Source organism: Brevibacillus sp. SIMBA_040, assembly GCF_046535075.1.
Classification (GTDB): Bacteria; Bacillota; Bacilli; order Brevibacillales; family Brevibacillaceae; genus Brevibacillus.
In genome coordinates this window covers 66,708-84,406 of record NZ_JAWRXI010000002.1, presented here as the reverse complement: position 1 = coordinate 84,406, position 17,699 = coordinate 66,708, and the positions used below count along the sequence as shown (strand labels likewise).

The following is a 17,699-nucleotide window of genomic DNA, read 5'->3' as shown; positions in this document are numbered from 1 at the left end:
GCTGGAGGAAGATCGTAATGACTGAATTAGCTACGAAACTCAAGGAACTCACAGAGGCTTCGGGAGTTCCCGGACAAGAACAGGAAGTACGAGAGCTGATGCACACGTATTTACAGCCGCTTGCTGAGCACATTTTTTCAGATCAGCTGGGAAGTATCATTGGCCGCAAAACAGGTTTGGCAAGTGGACCCAAAATTATGATGATGGGTCATATGGATGAGGTTGGTTTCATGGTGTCCAATTTGAGCGAGGGAGGATATGTTTCCTTTCAGCCATTAGGCGGGTGGTGGTCGCAGGTGATGCTAGCCCAGCGAGTGATTATCAAAACGCGTAAAGGGGATGTAATAGGGGTCATCGGCTCGAAGCCTCCTCATTTGTTGTCTGGCGAGGAAAGGGATAAGGTAGTGAGAATCAAAGACATGTTTATTGATGTTGGCGCAACGAGCAGGGCTCACGCAAAAGAAATGGGGATCAGATTAGGGGACCCGATTGTACCGATATGTCCCTTTACCGTGATGACCAACGAGAAAATGTACATGGGAAAAGCATTGGATAATCGGGCTGGCTGCCTGGTAGCTGTCGAAGTGTTAAAAGAATTGCAAGGCCAGGATCATCCGAATGTACTGTTTAGCGGCGCCACCGTGCAGGAAGAGGTAGGCTTTCGCGGAGCTCAAACAAGTACGTCTACGGTTCAGCCCGATGTATTTATCGCCTTGGATGTAAGTATTTCATGGGATAGCCCGGGATTGGCTGACGGTAATACGGAAAAATCCAAAAGCGGTAGTGGTCCGATTCTCTTTCTCTATGACGGACATCTCATCCCGAATACAAGATTGCGAGATTTGATCATTGATACGGCAGAAGAAGAAGGAATCCCGTTGCAATGTGAAGTGTTTTCCGATAGTGGGGCGACTGATGCTGGACGGGCGCATCTGACTGGGCAGGGAGTTCCGTCTATCGCGATTTGCATGCCAGCCCGCTACATTCACAGCCATGCGTCAATCATGCATCATGATGACCTGGAGAATACGATTCAATTACTAGTTGCTATCACCAAAAAGCTAGATCAAAAAACCGTCGATTGGATCAAAGATGGGAGAGTGCGACCATGAAGCTGTTTATTTCTGTCGACATGGAAGGAATTTCTGGAATCCATGATTGGGACGATACGCTGCCAGGTAGAAGGTCATATGAGTTAGGTCGCAAGCTGCTCACCGAGGACGTCAATGCAGCCATTGAAGGTGCCCTGCAGGTTGGTGTAACAGAGATTCTCGTAAACGATTCACACGGTCCTATGAAAAACGTGCTCGTCCATGAACTCCATCCAAAGGCTCGTCTCATTCGCGGCTTTTATAAACCGATGTGTATGATGCAGGGAATCGATGAGAGCTTTGACATGATTTTTTTCATTGGCTATCACGGGATGGCTGGAGCTGCCAATGCGGTTTTAAATCACACCTTGATGGGCAGCTGCATTCAGCGCTTTCGGTTAAATGGCAAGGAAGTAGGGGAAGCGGGGCTCAATGCTGCGATCGCTGGCGCATACGGGGTTCCGGTGGTACTCGTTACAGGGGACAACCATACAGTACAAGAAGTGGAATCGGGTATTCCCGGGGTATATACCGTTGCGGTCAAAGAGGGGATCAATGCGTTTACGGCAAACTCGCTTCATCCAACTGTCGCCCATGAAATGATACGAAAAGAAGCGAAAAAAGCGGTAGAAAACTACCAGCAAGTAAGCCCACTACCTGTTTCTTCATTAAATACGATTGAGATTGAATTCAAATCGACCAACATGGCCTTCGTCGTCAGCTGGCTTCCGGGCATAGAGCTCGTCGATGGACGTACGGTACGATATCAGTCAGATGATATTCGAAAAATGATACCCGTGCTACAAGCAATACTGCTGCTGGCACTTCAAGCTTCCCAGCCACTTGAATAGTATTGGAAAGCTAGCTTCACATCACAAAGTGGCCTGTGAATAATAAAATCTATTGGACAGACAGGAACTTTTACAGCTTATCAGGAATAGTAAAAGTGGTGACAAAATAGTGATCGTGAAAACACAATCTGAGCGATCGTTCATTTTTTGCTACCATTCACATGCCTAGTAAGGGGAGGTCAACATTAGATGACGCACTCAGAAGAGAACAAAGGAGAGTCCACATCCGCATTGGAAAAAGACATTCATACGGATTTTCAAAAGGAAATGACCTACGGCGATTACTTGCAGCTGGATAAGATCTTGTCCAGTCAGGTCTTGCAATCTACACATCATGATGAAATGTTGTTTATCATCATCCACCAGGTCAGTGAGCTTTGGATGAAGCAGATTCGACATGAGCTCACAGCGGCTTTGGAGAGTATTCGCAATCAGGAATTGGAACCAGCTTTCAAAATGTTCTCACGAGTTTCACGAATTCAGCAGCAGCTCATCAAATCATGGGATGTCCTCTCGACTCTGACTCCTGCTGATTACATGCAGTTTAGAGACAAATTAGGCCATTCCTCCGGGTTCCAATCGTATCAGAACAGGCTGATAGAGTTTACACTTGGCTACAAAAACAGCCATGTTCTCGCGGTGTATCAGCATGAGCCAGAACTGTATGCCCAAATGACCAGTTCACTCCAAGCGCCAAGTATTTACGATGCTTCCATCATGGCGATGGCAGAGCGCGGCTTGCCGATCGACCCCAAATGTCTGGATCGCGATTGGTCTGAGCCATATCAGCCAAATGAGAGTGTCGAGCAGGCATGGCTCACTGTATATCGGAACGTCAATCAGTACTGGGATTTATATGAGCTGGCTGAAAAACTGGTAGATATCGCTAGTCAGCAGCAGCAGTGGCGCTTTAACCACATGACAACGGTGGAGCGGATTATTGGACAAAAGCCGGGTACAGGCGGCTCCTCAGGGGTAACGTATTTGCGGAGAGCTTTGGATCATCGTTTTTTCCCGGAGCTATGGAGCTTGCGCACACAGCTGTAAAAAGCAATGGAAAACTGAAGACCGGTCTAAAACATTCTCACGTGTGTTTTGGACTGGTCTTTTTGTGTTAGTACTCAATCCCCATGTTTTCACATACTTTACCTAATATTGGGACCAAGTACCCTTTATTTCCCAAAGTCTGTATGGTTATTATTTTTTGAGATAGCCCATTTTTTAGAAAAAGCGGAAACGGAGTGACAATTGGATGGAGACGATGAAGCCGCCAATGGAAGAATTATACGCAGCACAGCTTAGTGCGCTCAGATCCAATGATACAGGAGCCAAACCTCCAAACTGGCTGATGTCACCGAAAGCAGTTCGTGACTTTATACTTGGTACGGATAAGCCACTTACATACGAAGGCGAAAAGATCGAAATCACGAAGAAATTTTACGGGGATGACGTCCTCATCGAACGAGCTATTGTTACGTTGGCAGGAAATCGCGGCTTGATGCTGGTAGGTGAGCCCGGTACTGCCAAAACGATGCTGAGCGAGCTGTTGTCGGCAGCTATATCCGGAACGAGTACGAATACGATTCAGGGTACAGCGGGTACAACCGAGGATATGATCAAATACTCCTGGAATTATGCGATGCTGCTGGACAAAGGACCTTCACTGCAAGCGCTGGTACCTTCGCCGCTTTATACAGGTATGAACAAGGGGATCATTACCCGTTTTGAAGAGATTACCCGATGCCCATTTGAGGTACAGGACGTTTTAATCAGTATTTTGAGTGATAAAGTGATGAACATACCGGAAATGGAAGACGGCATTCTATTTGCGAAGCCTGGCTTCAATATTATTGCCACAGCCAACCTGCGGGACAAAGGCGTGAATGAAATGAGCAGCGCCTTAAAGCGTCGATTTAATTTCGAGACGATCTCACCAATTAATCATGTCAAAATGGAAGCGCAAATCATTGAATCACAAGCAAAAATGCTACTCAAGCAAAGTGGTGTCGATATCGAAATCGATCGTGATGTGGTTGAAATTTTGGCAACGACCTTTATGGAGCTGCGCACTGGCGAAACAAAGGAAGGCTACAAAATTGATTCCCCGCAGTCAGTCATGAGTACAGCCGAGGCAGTATCGGTCTACGTCCAGAGTGCAATGACGTCCCATTACTACGAGAACAAACCCATCTCCTTGGAGCGTCTCGTACAAAACATGCTGGGCGCAGTGGTGAAAGAAAACCAAAAGGACGCAAGCATCCTAAAAACGTACTTTACCAAAGTGGTTAAAGAACGGGCAAAGGAAGAGGGGCTATGGGGAGCTTATTACAACGAGAAGAAATGGATCAGATAAACAAGCTGGCAGCAGAAGAGGTTTATAACCTGAACAAGCAAGTCGTTTATTTTCCAATCAGACATCATAGTCCAGCTTGTTCATTCCATTTAAAGAAAACGATTGAAGCCTATCAACCTACGATCATTTTGATTGAAGGACCGGATAACAGTAATCATTTGATCCCGATATTAGCGAATGACCAGACACAGCCCCCGGTGAGCATATATTACGCATACACTACAGAAGAACGAAAATATGTCTGCTACTTCCCTTTTCTGTCGTATTCACCCGAGTATGTGGCTTTGCTGGAAGCGAAGCGTCTGCAAATTCCAGCTGCTTTCATCGATCTGGGATACGGGAGTCGACTGGAGAGTCTCGAAGACGGTCACGATTTGAAAAAGCATAATGAAAAACAGTCGTATCACGATGAACGCATGCTATCGGGGTCCTCGTTTATTCAGCAGTTGTGTACGACATTGAAATGTCGCAATTTCGATGAGCTGTGGGAAAAGGTATTTGAAATCGAAGGCATCCGAAAAACGACAGCCGATTTCGTCAAGGAAGTGTTTGCTTACTGCTACTTGTCACGCAAATGCTATGATGATGCCGCATTAGAGGCAGAGGGCGACCTGATCCGAGAAGCACACATGCGAAAAAAGATTGAGGAAGCCAAACAATCACATGACAGAATCCTCGTCGTAACCGGGGGTTTTCATACATACGGATTGATCGAGAACCGATCCACTACCTACACGGTGAAAAAAGCAAAGGAAGAAAAGGTGTATCCCATGGTATACACCTACCAGGAAGCCGATCAATTAAATGGCTACGCCAGCGGGATGCCGTTCGTCCATTACTACGAAAACGTATGGCAAGCGCTGGAGAAGAAGGAGAGTGCCCCTTTTACCAAGAGCGCCCTCGCCTATTTGCCCCATCTGTTAAAAAAGCTGCGCGATAAAGATGAAAGCAACTCCACGGCAGATGCCATCGAAGCTTACAGCTTGATGAGTGGCTTAGCTGTGATACGTGAGAAATCAGAGGGTGGCGCATACGAGCTGCTTGATTCTGTTCTGTCGGCTTTTACCAAAGGGGAACGATCTATCGCTACGAATCAGCCGATAGAGGCACTCAGAGAGCTCATGACGGGCGATGGGATCGGTCAGGTAGCAAAAAACGATCTGGATGTTCCGATTGTTCGCGATTGCAAGGAGAAGTGCAAGACGCACAAGCTGCAAATATCGACCACGGGTCGCAACCAGAAAATATTGGAGCTGTATGCTAAAAAGACGCATCGTCAGGCAAGTCATTTTTTTCATTGCATGCAGTTTTTAGGAACGGAGTTTTGTCAAAAGGAAGCCGGTCCCGATTGGATGAACTACAAGCATGTCAATCTCGTGCGGGAAACGTGGCGTTACGGGTATTCCTCTTACGTGGAGGCACGCTTGATCGAGGCTTCTATCTACGGAGGCACGGTGCAGGAAGCAGCTGCCCAAAAACTGGAGGATATGGTGAAGGAGCTGCCGCAGCACCAAAGCCATGAGCTGGCAAAATGGCTTCTGCAAGCCATCGTCATGGGCTTGGAAGAGCTCGGAGAACGGCTGTTCGAGCTGGTGGAGCAATCAGTTAAGCAGGACGGACATTTTTTATCCTTGTGTCAAACGCTCCAGGTGCTCACGATTCTGCATGAGCAAAAACGCTTATTTGGGCTAAAGGAAACGGCCCGACTGGAGACACTCGTTGATGATGTCTACTACGAGGCAGTCACGAAAATTGCATTGCAATCCAATCCCCATCCAGACGAATGGAGTCAGGTAGCAGAGCAGCTCAAGTTCCTTTATACGATAAGTGAACAGAAGCAAGCGGAAGGCTCGCGGGAAATTTTTAGCGATCAGCTACAGGAACTATTGCACAGTGACCAGCTGCCAGCAAATCTCGTGGGAGTTGTGACAGCGATCTTGTGCAATTTGACAGTGCTGGAGCGAACAGAGGTCTCTCGCCGTGCCCGAGCGTATATGCTAGGCACACCTGATCAGATTTTGCATACGGCTCCTTACTTGCAAGGCGTGTTTCTCGTCGCACGCGACTATCTTTTTTATGAGGAAGCGCTGCTGAATGATCTGAACCAAATGATTCGTTCCATCAGCTACGATGATTTTATTCAGGTCGTCCCTGAGCTGCGCCTAGCTTTTACTTATTTTAGTCCTATGGAAATTATTGTGCTCTCCGAGAAAGTGGCCGCACTGTTCGAGACTCCTGTTGAAGACGTTTTGAGTCCGTTTGTCGATGAGAAAACCATGCGAGAGGCACGTCGGCTGGACCTGAGAATCAAGGAGGAATTTGCCAAATGGAACCTCATCTAAGCCGGGAAGCCCTCAACCGATGGCGCTTGCTGCTCGGCTCGCATGCCGAGGAGTCGCTACAAAGCTCGGAGCATTTTTCATCCCAGGATTTTTCGTATCAGGAATTGGATTCGATTCTGGATTTTCTCTACAGCAGAGAGTATGGGGAGGATCAGGGCTACCGCAAAGAGGGTGGGAGGGGCGATTCACAGCTGACCGTTCCGACTTGGCTCGGCAAGGTAAGGAAGCTTTTTCCGAAAAAAACAGTGGAAATCCTCGAGAAGCAGGCACTCGACAGATACGGCATGACCGAGCTGTTAACCGATAAAAAAGTATTGGAAAAGCTTGAACCTAACATGACGCTGTTAAAAAACATTTTGCAATTCAAGGGCAGGATGAAAGGTGAAGTCGTCAAAAGCGCCAAGGAAATCGTTCGTCAGGTCGTTGAGGATCTTCGGCGAAAGCTGGAATCGGAGGTCCAGACAAGTATTGTTGGTAAGCGCAATCGTCACAGGCGCGGGTATACCAAAACGATGCGGAATCTGGATGTGCATAAAACGATCCGCAAAAACCTGAAAAACTATGACCGCAAAAAGAATCGGTTCGTCATCGATGAGCTTTATTTCCACAGCAACATTCAGCATCACAACAAGTGGAACGTCGTCATTGTCGTGGATGAAAGCGGCAGTATGATGGATTCGGTCATTTACAGTGCGGTTATGGCGAGCATTTTTTACAAGCTGGCGGCGTTGAAGACGCATCTCGTCATCTTTGATACAAAGGTAGTCGATTTAAGCAATCGCCTGGATGATCCGGTAGATGTGCTGATGAGCGTGCAGCTGGGTGGGGGGACTCATATTGCACAAGCTCTCAAATACGGAAAATCCCTTCTCGAAAATCCTGCCAAGACCATCTTCATTTTGGTTAGCGATCTGGAGGAAGGCTATCCGATCAAGGAAATGTATCGCCAGAGCAAGGAAATTATCGATTCAGGCTGCAAATTTTTAGTGCTTACTGCGCTCGATTTCGAAGGTAACGCCACCTACAACAAACATGCCGCACGCGTCCTGGCTGATATGGGAGCGAATGTGGCTGCGATTACACCGAACGAGCTGTCACAATGGATTGGGAAGATCATTAAATAAGCGAGGGAAGATAGAGGAGGAGATTGAATTGGTACTGCGAAAAACAGTCGCTGATCCACTTACGAAACGATTTGTAGAAGAGTATATAAACATTGGGCACGTTAACAGCCAGTTGCATGATCAGATCGCTGACTACGTGACTGGTGAAACCGATGTATGCCCACCTATCGAGGCCAATCAGCGGTTTTATGGCTATTCGGTAATGACCCAGCTCGACAGGCTGAAAAAAAGCGGAGATGAGCGGGCTTTTTTCCGTGCGGCAGAGCTGGTGTACCGGGCAAGCCATCGTTTTTATGAAAAGCAAGACGTCATGGAAAAATGCTTCTGGGATGCGCTCAAGCTGCGAAAGCTAAGCGACACTTCCAAAAGGCGCGCTTCCAAAGAGGAAGAAGCCTTCGAAGCTATGAAAAAAACAGTCGAGCATTTCGGACTCCCTATATTCAGTGAGTTTATGGTGAAGGCTGCGGAGGATTATCGCGCCAGTATCAACCGAGACTATGGTTCCGTATTCGAGCGGGCGAACCATTTGCTGCTCATTGCGTACGCCTATGAAATTTCGCCTACACTGCTGGAAGAAGCGAAGCAAAAGCTGGAGCCGATCTACTATCATCTCGTTACAGGAGACGAGAAAACGTACATCAACGAATTATGGAATCTGGCAAAGAACATCACCATGCTGCAAATCAACAGCAATCATTCGGTCACAAACGAAGTGCTACCCCCAGCATTTTTAAAAGAGAAAAGAGCGCAGATTCGGGAAACCTATTTCCCTGACGATATCGTAAACGAAGGCTCTGTACTGAACGACAAGCACAAGAAGCGTTATATGGAGATGATACTCAGCGTGGTGTACTACCGTGTGCACGTCGCTGGAGGGATTGAAGCTTTCCTTGCACAGCCAGATAAAAAGGATCGCGAGCTGCTTTCTGTCTTGACCATTCTTATGGAGCTTTTCCCACTGGATGTATTGGCGCAGGATATACAATTGGCTGAGCTGGTACAAATAGATGAACCTTACTTGTTGCTTCTGCAGCTGCGAAATCACCTTTCTTCCGCGCCAGTTTCTTGGCGAGAGCTGGATGAATTGACTATGGCGAACATCGACAAGACAAGACGGGCTTTCGAACTGACCACGATTCCGATCATTAAGGGCTATCTGTTCAAAATGATGCAAGCTGAAGGTATCGATCTATCGGATCAGGAGCATTCTCTGGAGACGATCATTTTAGACTCGCTTCGCCGGCTGAAGGGGACGACCAAGCTCGCCAGCTTCCTGCAAGGCACTTGCACGCTTGAAGAGGTGCTCGGATCGTCCCATCTAGAGGACATGCAGCGAGTGGGACGGCAAATGTATTTGCTCAGCTTTTTGCCTATCGCGCACCCATTTATTCAGCGATTGCTCCATTTTTTTAGCACTCATGTCGATAAGTCTTCTCGTAAGGTCGGTCTTTTCTGCTTTGCTCATGCGTTTCAGGACCAACTGGGCAGCATCATTGATTTTTACCGGACAGACAAGGACATAGACCTGCAAAAGCTTGTTGTTCAGATCTTGGAAAGCAAGGGCTCGTATTATTACTACACACAGGTCAACGGAGAGAACTATGCGACCCTGATCAAAAAGTGCCCGGAAATCTGCCTGGCCTCTTTTGGACAATTTGATACAGAAGTCCGGATGTTCGTTCTGGAAACCATGCTCGCGCAAAAGGAATCCTTGCCACTTGAACTAAGAAATCAAGCCATATTGCTTGGAATGGGAGATACCTCGAAAAAGGTGTCGGCGATTGCGAACGCAGAATTCCTCCTGCAAAAGGATAAGGAGCTGTACGTGCATGTCTACACCACGGAGAAAAAAGCAAAAGTGAAAGAGCTGGCATTGGATGCTATCCGTGGTCTGGAAGATAGCAAAGAAATTTTCCAGGAGCTGCTCGCAAAAGAGAAAAACAACAAATTCAAAACGCTGCTGCAAGCCTTTGTGGATTCGGAGGAAAGCGGACCAGATGCGAGCCTGTCCAATCTCGGCAATCTGGTCGATAAGCGGAAATTGGTACGAATCAAATGGCTTCCTCTCGATCTGCTTCCTGCTCTCTGCGACATGGAAGGCAACGAGCTCGGCAGAGAAGTGATGGAGTACATTTTGACGAGCTCTATTGAAGCACAAACAGCGCCGAACCCTCGCGTCCTTGAACTGAAGGAGCACTTGTCTGCAGCGTCACTGGCTGATTTTACGACAGAGGTTCTGCGCACATGGCTGGATAACGGAGCTGTCGCAAAAGAAAAATGGGTCATGCCGCTTTGCATCGCATTCGGTGACCGACGCAGTGTCGATACGGTTGGACAGATGATCAAAGATTGGACCGATCATTCCCGCGGAGCATTGGCTTCGGATGGCGTGCGCGCGCTATCGTTTTCAGACGACCTGGCTGCCTTGCGTATCATTGACCACACGAAGAGAACCATCAAGAACAAGCAGGTGAAAAATGCAGCAGAAGAAGCATTGAACATGGCTGCCACGAATCAGAACATCTCGACGGAAGAGCTTGAGGACCGGTTGGTGACTCAGCTCGGCTTTGATGCTTCCGGCAAGCAAGTATTTGATTACGGGGATCGCACCTTCACGGTCAAAGTAAACAACGAGCTGGAGCTAGAGGTTATCAACGATAGTACAGGAAAAGCTGTGAAAAATCTGCCTGCACCGTCAGCAAAAGACGATCAGCAAAAGGCGGAAGAGGCACGCGCTACATTTGCTCTGTTGAAAAAAGATTTGAAAAATCTGGTCAAAATTCAATCCCTTCGCCTCGAAGAATTCCTGTCCAAGGCGCGCTTCTGGTCTACTGCAGCGTGGAAGCAGCTTTTTGTAGAAAACGTGCTCATGCAAAAGTTTGCGATCGGCCTCGTCTGGGGTGTTTACCAGGATGGAAAGCTCGTCGATACGTTCCGTTACATGGACGATGGTACGTTTAACACTGTGGATGAGGACGAATATGAGCTTGCAGATGGTCAGCTCATCGGCTTGATTCATCCGCTGGAGCTGGACGCAGATACACTTGCTGGCTGGCGCACGCAGCTCGAAGATTACGAAATTACGCAACCATTTGATCAGCTGAATCGTGAAGCATTCCTGCCGACAGAGGAAGAGCTGAAGGCTAATGCAATCCTGCGCTTGCCACAGGATTCGTACACGCCTACGACCTTTGCCAAAACGATGGAGAAATTCGGTTGGACAAAAGGAATCCCACAAGATGCCGGATTCTATTATGAGTTCCACAAAGTGTATGGGGATATTGTGGCTGAGCTTAAAATTAGCGGTGCGAGCATTTCGTACTATGAGGGCATGGAGGATATCCAGCTGGAGGAGCTTGCCTTTTATTCAACGAAAGACAATCAGTACCGCTATCATTACTACCAACCGACAGAGCGGATCAAGCTCACGGAGATATCTGCCCGCGTTTTCAGTGAAACCGTTTATGATGTGACACGGGCAGCAGGCAAGTAGTCATGGCTGATTTCAAGACAGAATTTCATCGGTTTATTGCGCTCTGCAATGAAGAGTATCTGACTCAATACGCAAACAAAGGTATTTACAATCGTTCGCTCAAAGACATGGAAAAAGGGATATCGGTTTCCTACGAATTTGGGGAGGATTTCGTCGAGTGTGCGCTGTCGGATGACAGCGTATGCCGACTTCATGCAGATATCTCGCGGTTTTCTTGCTCATGCCCTTCCGATAAAATCTGCAAGCATGTGCTGATCGCCATCGTCTACTATAGAGAGAACATGCTCTCCCCGGATGCACCCTTTCAAGAGATAGAGAGCTATCAGCCAGACTTTGAATGGTTATTGCGTGTAACCCCAGAGCAAATAGTCAAATCATTCTCGGCCGCTCAGATTGAAGAAGTTCTTTTTCGACTGGAATATGAGGATGACATCCAAATTGCTGTCACGTCCTTTCTTACAGTGACGTTGACCACGCAAAAAGTGATTGTCACATTTGAGCCGGATTCAGAAATCGCGAAGACGATGTGCAGCTGCAAGTCAAAAAGCAATTGCATCCACAAGCTGGAAGCCCTGCTGCGCTATCGGCAGGCTAACCAGATTGATGACAGTGCGGCATTACAAGCAACCACCATGGAAGTAAGCTATGACGAAGAGGTAGTCAGGGAAACAAGAGAGCTGATACAGGAAGTGCTTGGCATTGGACTGGCGAAGCTGCCAAACACGATCTGCACACGGCTAGAGCTATTAGCCATAGCAGCACATAACGGCAATCTGCCGAACGTGGAAACGGATATCCGCGGGCTTAATGGCGACCTGTCGCTTTTCTTTCAGCGGCATGTGCAGTTTTCCAAGGAAGGGCTGCTTGAACGGCTGACACGGGTTTATCTAGGACTGGTTGCTCTGGAAAAAGCAAAGTACAATGATCAGAAAAAGCAACTGCTCGGTAGTTTTAAAAGCAAGTACTATACGATCCCACAGCTGCATTTGTATGCCTTGGGAGCGAATCCATGGGAAACACGCTCAGGATACAAGGGAGTTACGTACTACTTTTTCTCGCTAATCGACAAGCGCGTTTATACGTACACAGAAGCACGTCCGGTTTATTATGAAGGGAACTCGTTTTCCTATATGAACAGCTACAAAGGAAAATCTCCCTGGAGCGATCTGGTGACGATGGAAGAGCTGTCGAGATCACAGGTCGTATTGACACACCCCAAAACCAATCGGGAGCAGCGTTTGTCTTCCAGTGAGGACACTGAGCTCGCGCTTCAAACAAGGCTGCACATAGAGGAAATTGACCTGGGTGACACGCTACTTCGTGACTGGACGCACATCTCGAGTCTTCGGAGGAGAGATTTGTTTGAGCAGTCATCCGATTCGGTTTTCTTATTGCTTGCAAATAAAGTGAGTCATGTCGAATTTGATGATGCTACCCAGCAGTTGTCTATCACGATTGAAGATGATCACGGCTACTCATTGGATTTAGTAATTACGTATCAAGAAAAATTTGCTCGCTCGCTCAATGCTCTGGAACGAAATAAGCGTTTGCTGGAGCTGCGTGATGTGTTTGTGCTGGTTCAGAATCTAGGGGACAGCTATGTTCCGATCAGCTTCTTGCAAGGAAGCTCGCTCACCAGTATCAAGCTAGATTTATAAGAAATGAGGAGCGTGCACCAGATGGAACAGATGCAATTGTTTATGGAAAAATTGACAGACTGGCTGGAGCGTCTCCTGCTCAAGGGCATCTACAAAATAGACGCAAAAGACATCGATGAGCTGCTTCATTTTCACGAAACAGCACAAACATACGAGATGAGCTTTCTGGCTGAACTGCTGGAAGAACTGGCGAACGAAGGAAGAAGCTATACTCGTTCCATTCAGACGGATGCCGAGCCGCTAGTTACTCGTTTTTTGTACGTAGCACAATATTTATCCATGCTGAAAAGAACTGCATAACGGAAAGTAAATCGGAGTCTTATCCCGTCGAGTTAGATCGGGGTAAGGCTCTTTTGCATGTGGATCGGAAAGGATTCATAGATGCGGGGGATATCTTTCAAAAATGAAACGAATAATTTCAAAATTGAAATAATGGGTCGTATTTCCTAGCGAAAACCGACAAGAATGGTATGGCACAGAAGTTGCTATTTATGAGTGTAACAGCTAGTCTATGACTTCACTCAAAGAGACAAGAAAATCGACAGCGGGGAGTGAGATTTGTGAAATTCGAGCATACATACACTTTTGACATTCCAAGAGATGTCGTTTGGAAGCTTATCCAGAACGAAGAAGTTTTGAAAAAATCGATTCCAGGCTGCAAATCCTTTGCCCAGATGGACGATGGCATTTATCAAGCCGAAATGGGAGTGAGTGTTGGTCCAGTAAAAGGCGTATTTACAGGGCAGGTGCAGCAGGTGGACCAGAGGGAGCCTTCCTCCTATCGCTTGCTCGTACGAGGAAAAGGCTTGCCTGGCGAGATAGACGCTGTGGCAGATATGCGGCTCGACGAGGTAGGGCAGGGCACACAGCTTACTTGCTCCACAGAAGTACAGGTAACAGGTGTTCTCGCCTCAGTCGGTCAGCGAGTCATGGGCGGTGTCGCGAAAATGGTGCTGGGTCAATTTTTCAAATCGGTGGATAAAGAAATGAAGCAACTGGCAACGCATTCAGAGTAAGAATTGATAAGGAGGTGCCGGAGATGACATGTAAAAAGAACATTTCACTATCGGTAAATGGGGTCACACGTCAGGCTGAAATCGAACCGAGACTGCTCCTTGCTCATTTGCTGCGCGATGAGCTGAATCTTACAGGTACGCATATCGGCTGTGATACGAGTCAGTGTGGAGCCTGTACCGTCATGGTAGACGGTGATGTCGTAAAATCCTGTACGGTCCTCGCAGTGCAAGCTGATGGAAAAGAGGTTACCACAGTAGAGGGCTTGGGCGATATGGAGCAGCTGCATCCGATTCAACAGGGCTTTTGGGAAAAGCATGGCCTGCAATGCGGTTTCTGCACGCCAGGTGTGATGATTTCCATGGTTGGTCTCCTCAAAGAAAATCCAAATCCATCCGAGGAAGAAATTCGCGATGCACTGGAGGGGGTCATCTGTCGCTGTACCGGATACCAGTTTATTGTAAGCGCAGTACAGCATGCTGCACAACTGATCGCGGAGGACAATGCTGTGAAAGAGACGACCTTGAGTACAGGGGAGGGACGCTAAACGATGGCAAAGCTAATCGGAACTCCACAGAAGCGAAAGGAAGATCCCAAGCTTATCACAGGCAATGGGAATTTCACGGATGATATCAAGCTGCCAGGTATGCTTCATGGGGCTTTTGTGCGCAGTCCCCATGCGCATGCGAAAATCATACGGATAGATGTGTCCAAAGCACTCGCACTGCCCGGAGTGGTAGCCGTTTATACTGGAGATGATCTCGACGGGAAGGTAAAATCTGTGCCGACCATGTGGCTCCTACCTGGAGCAGACCTGAAGCCCAAGGATCGAAGTGCACTGGCACAGGGCAAGACCCGGTATGCTGGAGAGTGTGTTGCACTCGTTGTAGCAGAAAATCGCTACATTGCGCGAGATGCCCTCGATTTGGTCGAGGTAGACTACGAGAATTTGCCAGCGGTCGTTCATCAGGAAGCGGCATTGCTTGAAGGCGCGCCACTTGTACATGACGATGTCGCAAACAACCTCGCTCTCCTATGGAAAGCAGGCGAGGTTCCCGAGGAAGAGTTTCAAAACGCAGAGGTTGTCGTAAAGCAGCGCTTGTACAACCAGCGTGTAATTCCCAACCCGATTGAGACACGCGGTGCAGTCGCCCAGTTCAATCCTGGCAGTGGCGAATTAACGATTTGGTGTACCTCGCAAAATCCACATATTCATCGCATGGTTTACGCAGGTGTACTGGATATTCCCGAATCGCGTTTGCAGATTGTGGCCCCTGATGTTGGCGGAGGATTCGGCTCCAAGATCGCTACCTATAATGAGGAAGCAGTCATTGGACACGCTGCCAGGGACTTGAAGCGACCAGTAAAATGGATCGAGGATCGAAAAGAACATTTCATGGCGACCACACATGCAAGAGACGAGGTTATCGAAGTAGAGCTGGCAGGAAAACGGGATGGTACTTTCACGGCCATTCGTGTGAAAAATACGGCAAATCTAGGTGCTTACCTGTCTACGTTTGGAGCAGGCTGTCCTACGATTGACTTTGGATTGATGGTGACAGGAGCCTATACGATTCCCAAAGCATCTGTGGTCACGTATGGGGTTTACACGAATACGACCCCGACAGATGCGTATCGAGGTGCTGGCAAGCCGGAAGCCGCGTTTCAAATCGAAAGAATCGTGGACCTGTTTGCACAAGAGATCGGGATGGACCCGGTGGAAATCAGACAAAAGAATTTGATTCCAGCAGAAGCATTCCCGTATGGAACGGCAATGGGCGTAAGTTACGACAGTGGAAATTATTATTATACGTTGGATCGTGCTCTTGATATTGCGGACTATGCGTCGCTTCGGGCAGAACAGGAAAGACTCAGAGAGCAGGGAAAATTGCTCGGGATTGGAGTGTCTACGTATGTGGAGCTTTGTGGATTCGGTCCGTCAAAGGTAGCTGGCGCAATCGGATTCCAGGGTGGGGTTTGGGAAAATAGTACCGTTCGTGTCCATCCAACTGGAAAGGTAGCCGTATTTACAGGCACATCCCCACATGGTCAAGGAACGGCGACCACATTTGCCCAGGTCGTTGCCGAGAAATTGGGTATCCCGATCGACGATATCGAGCTTATCTCTGGTGACACGCGTAGCGTATCAATGGGCTGGGGTACTTACGGCTCGAGAAATACGGCAGTGGGCGGAGCAGCGGTAGCAATTGCCACTGACCGTGTCATCGATAAAGCAAAGACCATCGCTGCCCACGAATTAGAAGTTTCTGTGGAAGATTTGGAATTTTCAAACGGTATCTTTTCTGTAAAAGGTGTCCCGACTCAATCGCGTTCGTTTCAGGAGATTGCGAAATCCGCCAACTTTGCATGGAATTTACCAGATGGGGTAGAGCCATCCCTGGAAGGTCAATCGTTCTTCGATCCGCCGAACTTTGTCTATCCGTTCGGTGCGCATATATGTGTGGTCGAGGTAGACGCGCAAACGGGTGAAGTTGAGCTGAAACGCTACATTGCTGTGGACGATGTCGGACGTGTTATTAACCCTCTTTTGGCAGAAGGACAGGTACACGGTGGAGTGGCACAGGGGATTGGGCAAGCGCTGTGGGAAGGTGCGGTCTATAGCGAAAATGGGCAGCTTTTGTCCGGCACGTTCATGGACTATACGATGCCAAAAGCTCGTTTCTTCCCAACGATCGAGTCGCATTTTACCGAGACGCCGTCACCTGTAAACCCTCTTGGCGCAAAAGGTGTGGGCGAGACCGGAACGACTGGAGCACCGCCAGCAGTTGTGAATGCGGTCATGGATGCCCTGCGACCGTTCGGCATCAAGGATCTGGATATGCCGCTGACACCGGAAAAAGTATGGAGAGCCATGCAGACTAGGGGGGAAAACGCATGATACCTAACGCATTTGATTACGTCAAAGCAGGTTCAATCGAGGAAGCCATCCAGCTCATGCAGGAGAGCGACGGAGAAGGCAAATTTCTCGCAGGCGGGCATAGTCTCGTTCCATTGATGAAATTCCGTTTAACCAATCCTGGCAAGCTGATTGACATCAGCAGCATTCAGGAGCTGAAAGGGATTCGACAAGAAGGAAACAGACTCATCGTAGGAGCATTGACCACGCACAAGCAGCTGTATTCGGATGCACTGGTAAAAGAGAACCTTGCTGTTTTGGCAGATACAGCCCGAACGATTGGCGACATGCAGATTCGCAATCGCGGTACCGTCGGTGGCAATCTGGCTCATGCTGACTCCGCTGCGGATTTGCCCGGTGTGGCGCTGGCACTGGAGGCTCTCATGGAAGTCCAAGGAGAAGACGGTAAAGAAGTCATTGACATTGATGGATTTTTTCTTGGACCGCTGGTGACAGCACTTCCTGAGACGAGCGTGCTCACGTCTGTTTCCTTCCTGATCCCACCGTCTCATACAAAAAGTGTTTATTTGAAATATGCTCATCCGGCTTCGGGATACGCTGTTGTCGGTGTTTGCACCATCGCAGGAGTCGGAGAGGATGGACGTATCGATTTCGTTCGGATCGGCATAAATGGAGTGGCAGATGTTGCTTATCGGGCTACCTCCGTCGAGCAAGCACTGCTAGGAGAGCTGCCGACAGCGGAAACGATCCGAAAGGCGGCAGCCCTGGCGTCAGAAGAGGGAGAGATTGGGAATGATCTCTTTGCTTCTGAGCAATATAGACGCAATCTTGCCACCGTTTATACCGAGCGAGCGCTGTCCCGCATCCTGTTGTAATGAATGAGGCCGAAAAAACA

13 protein-coding genes are annotated in these 17,699 nt (G+C 48.2%); all 13 read left to right on the top strand.

The window, feature by feature from the left end; all coding sequences use genetic code 11:
- Window positions 1-17: 17 nt before the first annotated feature.
- Entirely contained in the window at window positions 18-1,112 is a 1,095-nt protein-coding gene (locus SB752_RS03395) for a M42 family metallopeptidase (protein WP_410714336.1), read from the top strand.
- Window positions 1,109-1,942, top strand: a complete 834-nt coding sequence (locus SB752_RS03390) for a M55 family metallopeptidase (RefSeq protein ID WP_410714335.1) — start codon at window positions 1,109-1,111, stop codon at window positions 1,940-1,942. Before SB752_RS03395 ends, SB752_RS03390 begins: the two co-directional genes overlap by 4 nt.
- Before the next feature lie 189 nt (window positions 1,943-2,131).
- Entirely contained in the window at window positions 2,132-2,989 is an 858-nt protein-coding gene (gene kynA, locus SB752_RS03385; RefSeq protein WP_410714334.1) for a tryptophan 2,3-dioxygenase, read from the top strand.
- Window positions 2,990-3,194: 205 nt separating this feature from the next.
- Window positions 3,195-4,295 (top strand): ATP-binding protein, encoded by a 1,101-nt coding sequence (locus tag SB752_RS03380; protein WP_410714333.1) that lies wholly within the window; start codon window positions 3,195-3,197, stop codon window positions 4,293-4,295.
- The gene (locus tag SB752_RS03375; RefSeq protein ID WP_410714332.1) at window positions 4,256-6,637 is read left to right on the top strand and encodes a DUF5682 family protein; all 2,382 of its coding nucleotides are present in this window, start codon (window positions 4,256-4,258) and stop codon (window positions 6,635-6,637) included. The genes SB752_RS03380 and SB752_RS03375 overlap by 40 nt, the downstream gene beginning before the upstream one ends.
- Window positions 6,622-7,761 carry a VWA domain-containing protein gene (locus SB752_RS03370; protein ID WP_213022835.1) on the top strand — a complete coding sequence of 380 codons (1,140 nt, stop codon included), beginning with the start codon at window positions 6,622-6,624 and terminating at the stop codon, window positions 7,759-7,761. Before SB752_RS03375 ends, SB752_RS03370 begins: the two co-directional genes overlap by 16 nt.
- Before the next feature lie 28 nt (window positions 7,762-7,789).
- Window positions 7,790-11,254, top strand: coding sequence for a DUF4132 domain-containing protein (locus tag SB752_RS03365; protein ID WP_410714331.1), 3,465 nt, complete (start codon window positions 7,790-7,792; stop codon window positions 11,252-11,254).
- Between the two features lie 2 nt (window positions 11,255-11,256).
- Window positions 11,257-12,912, top strand: a complete 1,656-nt coding sequence (locus tag SB752_RS03360) for a hypothetical protein (RefSeq protein ID WP_410714330.1) — start codon at window positions 11,257-11,259, stop codon at window positions 12,910-12,912.
- Between the two features lie 21 nt (window positions 12,913-12,933).
- On the top strand, window positions 12,934-13,212 hold the full coding sequence (locus SB752_RS03355; protein ID WP_410714329.1) for a hypothetical protein: 279 nt from the start codon (window positions 12,934-12,936) through the stop codon (window positions 13,210-13,212).
- Between the two features lie 260 nt (window positions 13,213-13,472).
- On the top strand, window positions 13,473-13,928 hold the full coding sequence (locus SB752_RS03350; protein WP_410714328.1) for an SRPBCC family protein: 456 nt from the start codon (window positions 13,473-13,475) through the stop codon (window positions 13,926-13,928).
- Window positions 13,929-13,951: 23 nt separating this feature from the next.
- Complete coding sequence (locus SB752_RS03345; RefSeq protein ID WP_410714327.1) at window positions 13,952-14,473, top strand: (2Fe-2S)-binding protein; 522 nt, start codon at window positions 13,952-13,954, stop codon at window positions 14,471-14,473.
- A gap of 3 nt (window positions 14,474-14,476) precedes the next feature.
- Window positions 14,477-16,825 carry a xanthine dehydrogenase family protein molybdopterin-binding subunit gene (locus SB752_RS03340; protein ID WP_410714326.1) on the top strand — a complete coding sequence of 783 codons (2,349 nt, stop codon included), beginning with the start codon at window positions 14,477-14,479 and terminating at the stop codon, window positions 16,823-16,825.
- Complete coding sequence (locus tag SB752_RS03335) at window positions 16,822-17,679, top strand: FAD binding domain-containing protein (RefSeq protein ID WP_410714325.1); 858 nt, start codon at window positions 16,822-16,824, stop codon at window positions 17,677-17,679. Before SB752_RS03340 ends, SB752_RS03335 begins: the two co-directional genes overlap by 4 nt.
- Window positions 17,680-17,699: the final 20 nt, after the last annotated feature.